The sequence below is a fragment of the Paenibacillus terrigena DSM 21567 genome, from assembly GCF_000374845.1.
Lineage (GTDB): Bacteria > Bacillota > Bacilli > Paenibacillales > Paenibacillaceae > Paenibacillus_K > Paenibacillus_K terrigena.
The window spans coordinates 336,252-350,507 of sequence record NZ_KB895415.1 but is presented as its reverse complement, the minus strand read 5'-3'; the positions used below and the strand labels follow the sequence as shown (position 1 = coordinate 350,507).

Genomic DNA, 14,256 nt, shown 5'->3' with positions numbered 1-14,256 from the left:
GTTAAGGAGGTGAACGAATCGTGGAAGAGAGAGAGAATACGACGGAAGTGAGGGATGAACAGAACATGACAGATCATCATGAAGAAACGATGTCATCACATACAGAGGCAACTCCAGAAGTAGAACAAGAGACAGTAGAGACTGCGCCCCTATCGGATGCAGAAGTTGAAATCGAGCGTCTCACCGCACTTGCGGATGAGAACAATAATAGAGCCTTGAGAGTCCAAGCGGATTTCGATAATTTCCGTCGCCGGACGGTGAAGGAAAGAGAAGAACTCGCGAAATACGCATCCTTGAAAGTTGTTGAGCAGCTTGTCCCGGTACTGGACAACTTCGAACGCGCCATTCAAGTAAGTGGTGAAAATCAAGATTTCGAATCCTTTTCTAAGGGTGTGCAAATGATCTTCCGTCAATTGTCCCAAGTGCTGGACCAAGAAGGTCTGCAACAGATGAATGCCGTGGGTCAACCATTTAATCCAGAATACCATCAAGCGATTATGCAAGTGGAGTCTGATGAGTATGAGGAAGGTATTGTCGTGGAGGAAGTTCAGAAGGGCTACATGTTGAAAGACAAAGTTCTTCGCCCTGCGATGGTTAAAGTGAGCATGTAATATCCGCATCACAGCGGTTTTTGAATAAATGAATCCGTCAGGAACGAATTTGAGGAGGAATACTTACGATGAGTAAAGTAATTGGTATTGACTTAGGAACAACAAACTCTTGTGTTGCAGTAATGGAAGGTGGCGAAGCTGTCGTCATCCCGAATCCAGAAGGTAACCGTACAACACCATCCGTTGTCGGCTTCAAGAAAGACGGCGAGCGTATCGTTGGTGAGACAGCGAAACGTCAAGCGATCACGAATCCAGATCGTACAATCAGCTCCATCAAACGTCACATGGGTACGAATCACAAAGAAACCATCGATGGCAAAGATTACACACCACAAGAAATCTCCGCTATCATCTTGCAAAAGTTGAAAGCTGATGCAGAAGCTTACCTGGGTCAAACGGTAACCCAAGCGGTTATCACGGTTCCAGCTTACTTCAATGACAGTCAACGTCAAGCAACGAAAGACGCGGGTAAAATCGCAGGTCTTGAAGTGCTTCGTATCGTCAATGAGCCAACAGCAGCAGCACTTGCATATGGTATGGAGAAGACAGAAGATCATACAATCCTTGTATTTGACCTTGGTGGCGGTACATTTGACGTATCGATCCTTGAGCTTGGTGATGGCTTCTTCGAAGTTAAAGCAACAAGTGGTGACAACAGTCTTGGTGGTGACGACTTCGACCAAGTGATCATCGACTATCTTGTAGCTGAATTCAAGAAAGAGCACAGCATTGACCTAAGCAAAGATAAAGCTGCTGTACAACGTCTGAAAGATGCTGCGGAAAAAGCGAAGAAAGAATTGTCTGGCGTTCTTACGACAACAATCTCCTTACCGTTCATCACGGTTGTTGACGGCGTACCTCAGCATTTAGAGCTTAACTTGACTCGTGCGAAATTCGAAGAGATTTCTGCTAACCTTGTAGAGCGTACATTAGGCCCTACTCGTCAAGCCTTGAGTGATGCAGGATTGTCTGCTAGTGAGATCAACCGTGTTGTATTGGTTGGTGGTTCGACGCGTATTCCAGCGGTTCAAGAAGCGGTTAAGAGATTAATCGGTAAAGACCCACATAAAGGCGTTAACCCAGACGAAGTCGTTGCACTAGGTGCAGCCGTTCAAGCGGGCGTATTGACTGGCGATGTAAAAGACGTTGTATTGCTAGACGTAACACCATTGTCCCTTGGTATCGAAACAGCAGGCGGCGTGTTCACGAAAATGATCGAGCGTAACACAACGATTCCTACAAGCAAATCCCAAGTGTACTCCACATACGCAGACAACCAACCAAGCGTTGAAATCCACGTCTTGCAAGGTGAGCGTTCGATGGCAGCAGGCAACAAAACACTCGGTCGCTTTACATTAGGTGAAATTCCTTTGGCGCCACGCGGCGTACCGCAAATCGAAGTTACATTTGATATCGATGCGAACGGGATCGTTAACGTATCGGCTACCGATAAAGGCACGAACAAAACACAAAAAATTACGATTACTTCCTCCAGCGGCTTGAGCGATGAAGAAGTAGAACGTATGATGAAGGATGCAGAATTGCATGCTGAAGAAGACCGTAACCGTAAGGAATTGGTTGAAGCGAAGAACAACGCGGACCAATTGGTATACCAAGTTGACAAGACGATCAAAGATCTTGGCGACAAAGTAGATCAAGCGGAAATCGACAAAGCGAATGCTGCGAAAGAAAAAGTAACAGCTGCGCTTGCAACGGATAACTTAGAAGAAATTAAATCCACAACAGAAGCTTTGACTGAAATCGTGCAACAGCTTTCTGTGAAGTTGTATGAGCAAGCAGCGCAAGCGGGGCAAGGTGCTGAAGGTGCGGCACAAGAAGGTGCAGCTCCAGGCAGAGACAACGTCGTGGATGCAGATTACGAAGTTGTTGACGACAACGAGAAGAAGTAATCGTTCGTGAGCGATGAGCGTTTCACATTGTGAAACAACAGGTCAAAGAGAGGGGATTTCCCTCCCTTTGACTTTCCTTTTGTTGTCGAACACAGTACAATGTATACCAGCATGGGGGTGGAATAGTGGCGAATAAGCGGGATTATTATGAGGTTCTCGGTGTAGATAAGGGGGCGTCTGATGACGATGTCAAGAAAGCTTATCGAAAGCTAGCAAGGCAATATCATCCAGACGTGAACAAGGCTGCGGATGCCGAAGACAAGTTCAAAGAAGTGAAAGAAGCTTACGAAGTGTTAAGCGACGATCAGAAACGTGCCACATATGATCAATATGGTCATGTCGATCCAAATCAAGGATTTGGCGGCGGCGGTGCGGATTTCAGCGGCGGGTTCGGAGATATCTTCGATATGTTCTTCGGTGGCGGCGGTGGAAGAAGAGATCCGAATGCGCCTCAGCGCGGTAACGATCTTCAATATTCCATGACGATTGAGTTCAAGGAAGCGGTATTCGGTAAAGAGACGGATATTACGATTCCTCGTACGGAAAATTGTGATACTTGCCACGGATCGGGTGCGAAGCCGGGTACGAAGCCAGATACATGTTCGACGTGTCATGGTACGGGTCAACAAGAAGTGGTTCAGAATACGCCATTTGGTCGTATGGTGAATCGCCGCGCTTGTCAGACTTGCGGCGGTAAAGGACAAATTATTCGTGAGCGCTGCTCGACATGTAACGGGCAAGGTAAAGTGAAGAAGCAGCGTAAGATTCATGTTAAAATTCCTGCGGGTGTCGATGACGGCGCGCAATTAAGGATGTCTGGCGAAGGTGAAGGCGGCCTACGCGGCGGTCCAGCAGGCGATCTGTACATTGTCATTCGTGTGAAATCGCATGAGTTCTTCGAGCGTGAGAACGACGATATTTATTGCGAAATTCCGCTGACTTTTGCTCAGGCAGCGCTTGGTGATGAAATTGAGATCCCAACGTTAACAGAGAAAGTTAAGCTGAAGATTCCTGCGGGTACGCAGACAGGTACTTACTTCCGCTTGAAAGGCAAAGGGGTTCCACGTCTACGTGGTATCGGTCAAGGCGATCAGCATGTGAAAGTCGTTGTTGTGACACCGACGAAGTTGACCGACGAGCAGCGTGAATTGCTGCGTCAATTCGCAGGCTTAAATGGTGAACATACGCACGAACAGCAGCAGTCCTTCTTCGATCGCATGAAGAAAGCATTTCGTGGAGATTGATGCCCTGAAATCAAGTTAGTGTGAAATATAGAGCCTGAATAGTAACGGATTACCGTGCTATTCAGGCTCTTTGTCGTCTTCGCGCGAATAGATTCTATCGATTACGCCGATCCTATAGCTGCAGAAACCTATAGAAGGAGTGACTCGAAATGGACAACCATCGAGAAAACCAAAAGAAAACGAACAACTTACCCATTGCGAAGAATGAGGATGTCGAATTCGCCATGGATGATGCAGATCAGGCAGATCTGGATGCTCTAGCACGCGCCGAAGCAGCAGATGCGCGTCAAGAGAATTCGTGAAGGTGAAGTAGATATGCAGACGATAGAGATTAAGGCGAATTTCACCAGATCCGCGGACGCAGAGGCGGCGCAGAACAAACTGCGTGCTCTTCGAATTGAGAATACGGCTATTAACGAGAATACGGCAGGGGATGGGGGATTTCTGGGTTATAACGGAGATCCTGCTTGGTTCAACTTGGGGAACCTGAGCACGATGTCGATGATGTCGTATTCCACATCCATGATGACAGGTTTGTATGCAGCAGGGTATGATGCGATGAATGAAGCTTCGCGTCAATTTCAACTCTCGGCAGTCGTACCGGATTCCGTCTATCATCAAGCCAAGATGGTCATTGAAGCCGCAGGCGGATCGTTACAATAACTTGAATATAGCTTGAATATCGTGAGAGCATCTCCATCTACATCGTAGATGAGATGCTTTTTTCTCGCTTTAACGCTTCCCGTCCTTACAAGGACGACGAAGTCGTTTATGCTTATTCTTGTCATTTGCATTTTGCATATAGTATATTGAGGGGATACAAATGTTCAATGGGGAGGAAGCTCGTAATGCAAGTGAAAGAAATCGTTCCATTCGGAGATCCGGTACTACGTAAAGTAGCTAAGCCGATAACTGAAATCAATGCCAAAATCATTCGTCTATTGGATGATATGAAGGCGACATTGTTGGATTCCGAGTATGGAGCAGGTCTGGCGGCACCGCAAATTGGAATGCTGCGTAGAGTCATTGTTATGAATATTGATGATACATTTTATGAACTCATTAATCCGGAAATCATCGAGAAATCGGGAGAACAAGTAGGCTATGAAGGCTGCTTGTCACTGCCAAGATATATTGGGATTGTGAAACGCTACAATGAAGTGAAGATCACCACCATGAACCGTGAAGGCGAGACAGTAGAGCTCGAAGCCTCGGGATTCCTTGCTCGTTGTATCCAGCATGAGATCGACCATTTGAACGGTGTGTTATTCATCGACCATGTCCAAGATAGTTATCTCATTCATGAAGAATCGGATAAGAAGATGTCTCTGATTGATGCTATGAAGCTTGCGGGATCCAAATAGGAGAATGAAAGGTGGAATAGGGCGTACAGGCGGATGAAGCTTGTACGTCATTTCTTTTTTTGTGAAAAAAGTCTCCTTATAGTACAATAGATCGTAAATGATTTTTTGGGAGGACGTACGATTAATGTTATGGCATGAATTAACGATACATACAACAGAAGAAGCGGTAGAAATGATTTCGAACTTTTTGCATGAGATGGGAGCGGACGGGGTCTCCATCGAAGAAACGGGTTCCTTGAATAGAGAAAGAGATACGACCTACGGGCAGTTATACGATAAGCCGTTCAATGACATTCCTGAGGGAGAAGCGGTGATCAAGGGATATTTCGCAGATGTATCGAATCCAGGCGATCTGGTAGCAGAGATTACGCCGCGTATTGAGGAGCTTCGTACCTTTGACATTGATCCAGGGTCTTACACCATGGACACACGGGTCGTCAACGAAGAAGAGTGGGCAAATGCCTGGAAACAATACTTCAAACCGATTCGTGTATCGGAGAAATTAACGATCAAGCCGACCTGGGAGCCTTATGAAGCAGGACAGGGCGAACATATTATTGAAATTGACCCAGGGATGGCTTTCGGTACGGGTACACATCCGACGACATCATTATGTCTGCGTGCGCTAGAGTCCGTCATTCAGGGCGGAGAAGAAATTATCGATGTTGGAACGGGATCTGGGATCCTCGCCATCGGTGCGGTGAAGTTAGGTGCGAAGCATGTCCTTGCACTGGATCTTGATCCTGTAGCGGTCACGATTGCTGAAGAGAATACGCAATTGAATCAGTTGGAGAATGAGATAACCGTCCACCTTAGTGATTTGCTTCAAGTGATTAATCGGAATCAAGAAGACAATGAATCTACACCACTTGGTGTTACCCTTCCGGTACAGATTGTGGTAGCGAATATTCTTGCAGAAGTTATCCTGTTGTTCATTGATGATGTATACAATGCGCTGGCGGAAGGCGGCATTTATATTACTTCTGGCATTTATAAGAATAAAGAAGAAGTGGTGGAGCAGGCGCTGCTTGCGGCCAAATTCACAATCGTAGATCGCTATCGCGAAGATGACTGGGTAGCCTTCGTAGCGAGAAAGTTGTAGGTGACGGATGGATTTTTTGGATAAACTGATCGTTTTTCCGGTTGAACATTTACCCTTTGTCTTGCTCGTATTATTAATTTCTTTTACAGTACATGAGTTTGCGCATGCTTATTTTGCGAATGTATTCGGTGATCCGACAGCGAAGCTTCTTGGTCGCGTCACACTGAATCCGAGTAGGCATCTGGATGTATTCGGAACGTTATTGTTCTTGATTGCTGGATTTGGTTGGGCTCGTCCTGTGCCGGTGAACCGGGAGAATTTTAGTAAACCGCGTGCGATGGGGATTGTTGTCTCGGCTGTAGGTCCGCTGAGCAATCTTTTAGTCGCCTTTATCGGTGCGCTTGTGTATATCATATTGCTGAAATACCATGTGCAGGGCGCTTTTGCAAATGAGCGAGTCGGCGAAGCCATCAATATCTTCTTCGAATATTTGATCAATTATAATATTCTGTTATTCCTCTTCAACTTGATTCCTCTTCCGCCGCTAGACGGGTACCGGATTATCGAGGATCTTGCGCCGAGAGGCCTTCGGATCAAGCTTCAGCAGTTTGAGAAGTGGTCGATATTTATTTTCATGCTCATCGTATTTCTTCCGCCGGTTCGTGCGGTTACGATTAAGCCGTTGTTCGATCTAATCAGCCCGATGTATTTAAGTTTTATTAAATTTTGGGCCAAAGTCATCGGACTCGGTTAATCCTTGGTAAATTCGATCAGATGTAGATTTTAAGGCTTAAAAGAGGTATGATATGTTTTGGTTCATTTCGAAATATGAAATTAGGAACGATGAAATATGCAGAGATATTTTATAGCGCCGGAGCAATTTGGCGAACATTCGGTTATGATTACAGGCGATGATGCCCATCATATTAGTAAAGTTATGCGTGCTCGCGTTGGCGAGAAGTTTATTGTAAGTGACGGTGCCAGTCAAGAAGCCTTGGTGGAAATTACAGATATTGAAGCGAGCGGTGTAACAGCGGTGATCGTTGAGCGAATCGCGCTAACGCAAGAGCCGTGGCTGCAAGTGACGGTTGCTCAAAGTCTACCAAAGGGCGACAAGATGGAGACGGTCATTCAGAAGTGTACAGAGATTGGCGCGGTGCGTTTCATTCCGTACATTTCAGAGCGTACGATCGTTCAATACGATGCGAAGAAAGAAGCGAAACGGATTGAACGCTGGGGCAAAATTGCGAAGGAAGCTGCAGAGCAAGCGCATCGCAATCGTGTGCCTGAAGTCGAATCGACGAGCACATGGAAGCAGATGCTTGCACGGATAGCTTCGTACGATTTGGTGTTGTTCTGCTATGAGAAGGAAGAAGGACTTCAACTACGTGATGTCGTACAGCCGTTCATTGCTGGTATGGACCGGAACCTTGCTGCACAGGTGCTGGTGATGGTCGGTCCCGAAGGCGGTTTTACCGTTCAAGAGATGGAGGCTGCGGAAGCGGCCGGTGCGAAGTCTGTTGGGCTTGGAAGACGTATATTACGCACGGAGACGGCCGCGATGGTCGGTCTCACGTGCCTTTTGTATGAATCTGGAGAGATGGGAGGCGTGTAGAGAATGCCATCTGTAGCATTTTACACCCTGGGCTGTAAAGTTAACTTCTATGATACGGAAGCAATCTGGCAGTTGTTCAAGAATGAAGGCTATGAACAAGTCGATTTCGAGACACAGACTGCTGACGTATACCTCATTAATACATGTACCGTAACGAATACAGGCGATAAGAAGAGTCGTCAAATTATTCGCCGTGCGGTACGCCGGAATCCGGATGCCATCATTGCGGTAACAGGCTGCTATGCGCAGACTTCACCTGCAGAAATCCTGGATATTCCGGGTGTGGATCTCGTGATCGGTACGCAAGATCGTGATAAAATTATGCCGTATATCGAGCAGCTTCAACAAGAGCGTCAGCCGATTAATGCGGTTCGCAATATTATGAAGACACGCGAGTTCGAAGAATTGGATGTGCCGGATTTCGCGGAGCGTACACGTGCGTTCCTCAAAATTCAAGAGGGCTGCAACAACTTCTGTACCTTCTGTATCATTCCATGGTCCCGCGGATTATCTCGCAGCCGTGCGCCGGAGAGCGTCGTTGAACAAGCGAAGCAATTGGTCGCTGCAGGTTACAAAGAAATCGTCCTCACGGGGATTCATACGGGCGGATATGGGGATGACTTAGAGAACTACCGTCTGGCAAATCTGCTATGGGATCTGGATAAAGTCGAAGGACTGGAACGGATCCGTATCAGTTCGATCGAGGCAAGCCAGATCACGGACGAAGTGCTGGAAGTACTTAAGAAATCTTCGAAAATGTGTCGTCACTTGCATATTCCGCTTCAAGCAGGCGAAAACGATGTGCTGAAACGCATGCGCCGTAAATATACGGTTGAAGAGTTCGCGACGAAAATCGAGCGCATTCAAGAAGCCATGCCGGATGTTGCGATTACGACGGACGTAATTGTTGGTTTCCCTGGCGAGACGGACGAGCAGTTCCGTAAAGGGTACGAGTTCATGGAGAAGATTAAATTCTCCGAGATGCACGTCTTCCCTTACTCCAAGCGTACAGGTACACCTGCTGCGCGAATGGAAGATCAAGTGGATGACGAAGTGAAGCATGCACGGGTGCATGAATTGATCGACTTGTCGGAGAAAATGCAATTAGCATATGCCGAGCAATTCGTCGGCCAAGTTCTTGATATTATCCCTGAGCGTGACTATAAGGGTGCTCCAGGAACAGGTAAAGTCATGGGTTACTCCGATAACTACCTGCAAGTGATCTTCGAGGGTGACGAGTCCTTGATCGGCAAGCTGTGCCGCGTGAAGGTCACAGAAGCGGGAGTGAATGAGTGCATGGGTACGCTCCTGCGTGTCATCGAGGAGCAACAAGTAGGGTAAATTTTTTACCACCCCCTAAATCCCCCTTATGCTTACGATGCCAGCTTTCCTTCGGAAAGCTCTCAGGGGACCCCAGAAGGCTAGCACTTGAGCGTGGGATTTAGGGTTGTGGTTGTGAGTCAATATGTGCAAGGATCGCTTTCGTTTAGCCGAGATTCCCACCGGGAACCTCGGCTAAACACGCTTTATGGCGTGTACGCTTAATTCAGGGTAAAATAACTAGTAGAGCAGAGAATAAAGATCGATGATGGACACAGAATCCGTTATTTGTTCGTAACAGGTAAGTTATGATCATTTTATGGACTCAGGTGCGCTTATTGCCTAGGAAATAACTGTATTGGCCTGTTTATCTTGTGAATAGCGTCTCCAGTGTCCGTATTATCGCGTGAATCACGTGTTTTGGCCTAAATAGCGGCTTCACGGTCCGCATCAACAAAGAAGAATATTAGTAGCAAGGTCCGTGTACAGTACAGCGTGTCCCGTACCTGTTTGCCCGCAGAGTCAAATAGGTATGGGACGAAAGCGCTCATTCGTTAAAAGGATGTAGATACATATAGTAGTACCTCCTTCGCCCCTTTTGGGAGTCCAGAGGGCGTAGCCCTTGGGGTCCCCCTCCACTGGAGGGGGATTTAGGGGGAGGCCAAAGTTTATTTTAAAGAAACTAGAAAGGATGATTGAGATGCAAGAGATTAGCGCAGGCGGTGTCGTCTACCGCAAAAGCCCCGAAGGATTAGAAATTCAATTAATTCGAGATCGGTTCGGCAAGATTTCGCTGGCTAAGGGTAAGATGGAGCCAGGTGAGACGGTGGAAGAGACGGCTCTACGAGAAATCCAAGAAGAGACAGGCATGATCGGGCGTATTGTGGCGCCTATCGATCAAATTTCCTATACGTATACACACTCTGTTCATGGGGAGACGGAGAAAATCGTACATTACTATGTTGTGGAGGCGTTAGAGGGTGATCTTCAAGCGCAAGTCGAAGAGATCAACGGCGTATCCTGGTTCGCCCCGCAAGAGGCATGGTTACAACAGAAACAGCAAGGATACGATAATAACGATAGCATTTTGCGAAAAGCGTTGGAGTACATACAGGCAGAGGTGGATTTCTCATGACAAATGCGGAACAATTAGCGCAATATATCGATCATACGCTATTAAAATCTGATGCCAATGAGACAGAGATCATCCAGCTGTGTGAAGAAGCGAAGAAATATCAATTTTATAGCGTTTGTGTCAATGGCCGATGGGTTGCGAAATGCCGTGAATTGCTCGAAGGATCGAACGTTCATATCGCAGCGGTTGTCGGATTCCCGCTTGGCGCGAACTCGAGTATCGTGAAGGCTTTTGAAGCAGCGAAAGCGGTGGAAGACGGCGCAACTGAGATTGATATGGTCTTGCAGATTGGTCTGCTCAAAGCTGGCAAGCTCGATGCCGTTCAAGAGGATATTGCCCACGTCGTTCGTATGGTGCAAGGCAAAGCGATTGTCAAAGTGATTTTCGAGACAGGCATGCTAACCGATGATGAGAAAATATCTGCTTGCAGATGCTCGGAGCAGGCTGGAGCACATTTTGTGAAGACCTCGACAGGTTTTGGCAAGGGCGGTGCTACAGTTGAAGATATTCGCTTAATGCGCGCGCATGTATCACCGCATATTGGCGTGAAGGCGTCTGGGGGCGTTCGGGACCAAGAAACCGCGTTGCGTATGATTGAAGCCGGAGCAACGCGGATTGGCGCGAGTGCAGGAATACAGATTGTCATGGGGGACAAGCCTGCTGAAGGTGGAAGCTACTAAACACCCTGCGATTAAAATTCTGTTCGCATGCGACGCCATACGGGCAAGTAGCATAGCGGGAGGGCGACAACCGAGCTCACGACATTGAAAATGGTCTGGGCGTGTGCAATTTGAGCCGCTGGGTCAGGCGTCATCCAACTCGATACGGTATGAAGCTGTGCGAGAAAAGGGTAGAAGAGAATCGCACCGCCAACATTTAATACCACATGTGTCCAAGCGACGTTCCGACCAGATCGACTGCCCCCAAGCGATGCGATAAGGGCTGTTACACAGGTCCCAATGTTGGAACCGATGACGATGGCGATGCCGAGCTCTACAGGAATGGCATTCATCGTAGCGAGCCCCATCGTTAATCCGATCATGGCTGCGCTGCTATGAATCAAGGCTGTGATGCAGGCGCCTGCAGCAAGTCCCCATAGTAAACTTTGCGCCGACTGTTCAAGGAACCAGTTGAATAGTCCACGTGCTTGTAAGGCAGGCGCGATCGATTTCATCTCCTCAATGCCGATGAGAATGAGGGAGAATCCGGCCACGGCGAGGGACAAGTATTGTGCGGTTCGGATCCAGGATGCAATCGAATCAAGAGCACGTGGTTTGTATTCGGCTATTGTTACAGCTAAAGCCCATATACCAAGAGAGACGAGCAGAAGCGGTAGCGCGTATTGGTTCAGATTGAGACCGATAAGTTCGGTCGTTAGACAAGTTCCAATATTGCTGCCGAGAATGATGCCGAGTGAACTTGCAAATGGCAAGAGTCCGGCATTCACAAGACCAATTGTAATGACGGTAATCGCTGTACTGCTCTGCAGGAGTGCGGTTACACCTGTGCTAAATAATAAGCCGCGAAGCGGCGTTTTGGTCGAGACGGCGATGGCTTTGGTGAGATAAGGCCCAGCCCAGAGATGAAGCGCCAGTTCCATCAGCTTCATGCCGAAGAGGAACAAGGCAAACCCGTAACAGAGCGGAAAAATAATCGATATGAACATAAGAATACTCCTTTAAAGAAGGATAGGAATAACCCACTCTATAAAGGTATGAACAGAATAGGACGACCATGACAAGTTCTTTGTCTGGGAGAGGAGAAAACAAACGAATGGCATCAGTCATATTACAGAAGAATCGCAAGAAAAGAGTAGAACAAGGTCATCCTTGGATTTTTAATAATGAAATTGATCGGGTGGAGGGGGAACCGAAGCCAGGCGATCTCGTACAAGTTGTCAGCGAAAAAGGCAAGTTCCTCGCAGTTGGCTATTATAACCCAGCATCGACGATCACCGTGCGTGTGGTGTCCTATCAGCCCTTGGAAGCGATGGACCATGCGTTTTTCGTGAAGCAATTCACACAATGTCTAGCGCATCGGGAACGTTTCCTTGGCGAAGCGAATGCCTATCGTCTTGTCTATGGGGAAGCCGATTTCTTGCCGGGCTTGATCGTGGATCGATTTGCAGACGTACTTGTCGTGCAGATTCTAACGCTAGGGATGGATGTGCATCGCGAAGCGATTGTCTCAGCCTTGGTCGAAGTGATGCAGCCGCAAGGCATCTATGAGCGCAGCGATGTGCCGATTCGTGAATTGGAAGGCTTGGAGCAGACCACGGGGCTGTTATATGGCGAATGTCCAAGACATGTACTGGTTCGTGAAAATGATCTGCTCATCGAGGTAGATATTGAGCATGGGCAGAAGACGGGATATTTCTTCGATCAACGTGAGAACCGTGCTTCCATTGAGCCGCTTATGAAAGGTTGGGGCCGACGCAGCGGGATTCAACTGCAAGATGTTGAATTAGATGGCGTTATTGAACGGAAACCAGTGAATGCGAATGGCAAAGTCGTTACATTCCCATATTGGGACGGCGCGACAGTCCTGGAATGCTTCTCGCATACGGGCAGCTTCACGCTAAATGCCTGTAAATACGGCGCGAAAAAAGTAACCTGTCTAGACATCTCGGAACATGCCATTGAGAGTGCGAGGAAAAACGTAGATCTGAATGGTTTTACAGACCGTGTCGAGTTTGTCGTCGCGGATGCATTTGACTACTTGCGTTCACAGGTTAAAGGGGCAGAAGAACGTACGGTACGGTCACAGCAAGATACGAAGGTGGATACTTCCGTTAAGCTGAATGCGCAGACGGGACGGACATGGGACGTTGTGATTCTGGATCCGCCAGCCTTTGCGAAGACGAGGAGCGCAGTTGCAGGTGCCTGCCGTGGATATAAAGACATTAACTTACATGGGATGAAATTGGTGAACGAAGGCGGGTACTTGGTGACGGCGAGCTGTTCGTTCCATATGCGGCCAGATTTGTTCTTGGAGACGATTCAAGAAGCGGCGAAGGATGCAGGCAAAATCCTCAGACTTGTGGAATGGCGTGCAGCGGGTAAAGATCATCCGCAGATTCTAGGCGTACAGGAAGGTCATTATTTGAAATTCGCCGTGTTCGAAGTGCGCAGTAAGTAATCAATTGATCGATAGGAGGGGGAGCGTTGGTGCAGCTCGATATCAAAGCCACACATCCGAAAAGTATTCTCACGGCGACGGGCGGTTTTTTGAAAGGATATTCACACTCCCTGAACCCATACACGGGTTGCGCCTTCGCTTGCTCTTATTGCTATGTACGCAAATTGCCTGTATCTATTTTCCGAAGTCAACCTTGGGGGACTTGGGTGGATATGAAGCAGGGCGCGGCAGAGCTACTCCGTAAAGAATTGATTCGTGCGAAGAAGAAAGGTCCGGTAACCATCTTTATGTCTTCGAGTACAGATCCTTATCAACCCGTAGAATATGAGGCGCGGATCACACGTTCACTGCTCGAGGTGATGACGGAGGAAAAGCCGGATTTTCTGTTTATTCAAACGCGCAGTCCGCTTGTAACACGCGACATGGATCTCTTCCTACAACTGCAGGATCGCATTCGCATTAGCGTGACGATAGAGACGGATTTAGAAGCGGTACGCAAGCAGTTTACCCCATCAGCACCACCGATAGCGGCTCGTTACCGTGCACTGCATCAGTTAACCGAAGCAGGATTACCGACGCAAGCGACAGTGGCACCTGTGCTGCCGAGCTCGGAGGCGTTTGGTGCATGGTTGTCCAAGGCCGCAGATCGTGTGTGTGTCGACGATTATTTCATGGGCGACGGCAATCAAGGAAAGCGGACCAAAGCCTTAGGGATTTCCAAGCTGTATAGCGAGGATCAACTCGGATGGTACGATCCAGAGGCCTATCTCCGCGTAATTGCGACGCTCAAGCCCTATTTTGATGAAGATCACATTCTAGTCAGTGAACAAGGATTTGCCCCTACGCTCTAACCCACGGTTTTCCACTCCAATCGACA

Annotated in this window: 15 protein-coding genes; 14 read left to right on the top strand and 1 reads right to left on the bottom strand. The window is 47.8% G+C overall.

The window, feature by feature from the left end:
• Positions 1–20 precede the first annotated feature (20 nt).
• From grpE to deoC, 12 genes are all read left to right on the top strand, one after another.
• On the top strand, positions 21–611 hold the full coding sequence (grpE, locus tag C558_RS0113240; RefSeq protein WP_018756762.1) for a nucleotide exchange factor GrpE: 591 nt from the start codon (positions 21–23) through the stop codon (positions 609–611).
• Between the two features lie 68 nt (positions 612–679).
• A complete protein-coding gene (dnaK, locus tag C558_RS0113235; protein WP_018756761.1) occupies positions 680–2,521 on the top strand; it encodes a molecular chaperone DnaK in 1,842 nt (613 codons plus the stop codon).
• A 125-nt stretch (positions 2,522–2,646) separates the two neighbouring features.
• Positions 2,647–3,765, top strand: coding sequence for a molecular chaperone DnaJ (gene dnaJ / locus C558_RS0113230; RefSeq protein ID WP_018756760.1), 1,119 nt, complete (start codon positions 2,647–2,649; stop codon positions 3,763–3,765).
• A 149-nt stretch (positions 3,766–3,914) separates the two neighbouring features.
• Positions 3,915–4,067, top strand: coding sequence for a YfhD family protein (locus C558_RS33160; RefSeq protein ID WP_018756759.1), 153 nt, complete (start codon positions 3,915–3,917; stop codon positions 4,065–4,067).
• The gene (locus C558_RS0113220; RefSeq protein WP_169445368.1) at positions 4,045–4,428 is read left to right on the top strand and encodes a hypothetical protein; all 384 of its coding nucleotides are present in this window, start codon (positions 4,045–4,047) and stop codon (positions 4,426–4,428) included. Before C558_RS33160 ends, C558_RS0113220 begins: the two co-directional genes overlap by 23 nt.
• Positions 4,429–4,613: 185 nt before the next feature.
• On the top strand, positions 4,614–5,129 hold the full coding sequence (gene def / locus C558_RS0113215; protein WP_018756757.1) for a peptide deformylase: 516 nt from the start codon (positions 4,614–4,616) through the stop codon (positions 5,127–5,129).
• Between the two features lie 124 nt (positions 5,130–5,253).
• On the top strand, positions 5,254–6,231 hold the full coding sequence (gene prmA / locus C558_RS0113210) for a 50S ribosomal protein L11 methyltransferase (protein WP_018756756.1): 978 nt from the start codon (positions 5,254–5,256) through the stop codon (positions 6,229–6,231).
• Between the two features lie 7 nt (positions 6,232–6,238).
• Positions 6,239–6,925 (top strand): site-2 protease family protein, encoded by a 687-nt coding sequence (locus tag C558_RS0113205; protein ID WP_018756755.1) that lies wholly within the window; start codon positions 6,239–6,241, stop codon positions 6,923–6,925.
• A 96-nt stretch (positions 6,926–7,021) separates the two neighbouring features.
• Positions 7,022–7,786 carry an RsmE family RNA methyltransferase gene (locus C558_RS0113200; protein ID WP_018756754.1) on the top strand — a complete coding sequence of 255 codons (765 nt, stop codon included), beginning with the start codon at positions 7,022–7,024 and terminating at the stop codon, positions 7,784–7,786.
• A gap of 3 nt (positions 7,787–7,789) precedes the next feature.
• A complete protein-coding gene (gene mtaB / locus C558_RS0113195; RefSeq protein ID WP_018756753.1) occupies positions 7,790–9,127 on the top strand; it encodes a tRNA (N(6)-L-threonylcarbamoyladenosine(37)-C(2))-methylthiotransferase MtaB in 1,338 nt (445 codons plus the stop codon).
• Between the two features lie 670 nt (positions 9,128–9,797).
• Positions 9,798–10,241, top strand: coding sequence for an NUDIX hydrolase (locus tag C558_RS0113185; RefSeq protein WP_018756752.1), 444 nt, complete (start codon positions 9,798–9,800; stop codon positions 10,239–10,241).
• Positions 10,238–10,921, top strand: coding sequence for a deoxyribose-phosphate aldolase (gene deoC, locus C558_RS0113180; protein WP_018756751.1), 684 nt, complete (start codon positions 10,238–10,240; stop codon positions 10,919–10,921). Before C558_RS0113185 ends, deoC begins: the two co-directional genes overlap by 4 nt.
• An 11-nt stretch (positions 10,922–10,932) precedes the next feature.
• Here the strand turns inward: deoC and C558_RS0113175 are convergent, their stop codons facing one another.
• A complete protein-coding gene (locus C558_RS0113175; protein WP_018756750.1) occupies positions 10,933–11,907 on the bottom strand; it encodes a Na/Pi cotransporter family protein in 975 nt (324 codons plus the stop codon).
• Between the two features lie 107 nt (positions 11,908–12,014).
• On the opposite strand from C558_RS0113175, the gene C558_RS0113170 reads away from it, so the two are divergent.
• The gene (locus C558_RS0113170) at positions 12,015–13,379 is read left to right on the top strand and encodes a class I SAM-dependent rRNA methyltransferase (RefSeq protein WP_018756749.1); all 1,365 of its coding nucleotides are present in this window, start codon (positions 12,015–12,017) and stop codon (positions 13,377–13,379) included.
• 29 nt (positions 13,380–13,408) lie between these two features.
• Entirely contained in the window at positions 13,409–14,230 is an 822-nt protein-coding gene (locus C558_RS0113165) for an SPL family radical SAM protein (RefSeq protein WP_026263897.1), read from the top strand.
• The last annotated feature ends 26 nt before the right edge of the window (positions 14,231–14,256 follow it).

What these genes read in the sequence shown, in the direction of transcription:
- deoC (WP_018756751.1), top strand. Translation starts at nt 10,238, where the DNA reads ATGACAAATGCGGAACAATTAGCGCAATATATCGATCATACGCTATTA.
- C558_RS0113205 (WP_018756755.1), top strand. Translation starts at nt 6,239, where the DNA reads ATGGATTTTTTGGATAAACTGATCGTTTTTCCGGTTGAACATTTACCC.
- C558_RS0113175 (WP_018756750.1), bottom strand. Translation starts at nt 11,907, where the DNA reads ATGTTCATATCGATTATTTTTCCGCTCTGTTACGGGTTTGCCTTGTTC.
- C558_RS33160 (WP_018756759.1), top strand. Translation starts at nt 3,915, where the DNA reads ATGGACAACCATCGAGAAAACCAAAAGAAAACGAACAACTTACCCATT.
- C558_RS0113170 (WP_018756749.1), top strand. Translation starts at nt 12,015, where the DNA reads ATGGCATCAGTCATATTACAGAAGAATCGCAAGAAAAGAGTAGAACAA.
- prmA (WP_018756756.1), top strand. Translation starts at nt 5,254, where the DNA reads ATGTTATGGCATGAATTAACGATACATACAACAGAAGAAGCGGTAGAA.
- C558_RS0113220 (WP_169445368.1), top strand. Translation starts at nt 4,045, where the DNA reads ATGCGCGTCAAGAGAATTCGTGAAGGTGAAGTAGATATGCAGACGATA.
- C558_RS0113200 (WP_018756754.1), top strand. Translation starts at nt 7,022, where the DNA reads ATGCAGAGATATTTTATAGCGCCGGAGCAATTTGGCGAACATTCGGTT.
- dnaK (WP_018756761.1), top strand. Translation starts at nt 680, where the DNA reads ATGAGTAAAGTAATTGGTATTGACTTAGGAACAACAAACTCTTGTGTT.
- mtaB (WP_018756753.1), top strand. Translation starts at nt 7,790, where the DNA reads ATGCCATCTGTAGCATTTTACACCCTGGGCTGTAAAGTTAACTTCTAT.
- C558_RS0113185 (WP_018756752.1), top strand. Translation starts at nt 9,798, where the DNA reads ATGATTGAGATGCAAGAGATTAGCGCAGGCGGTGTCGTCTACCGCAAA.
- def (WP_018756757.1), top strand. Translation starts at nt 4,614, where the DNA reads ATGCAAGTGAAAGAAATCGTTCCATTCGGAGATCCGGTACTACGTAAA.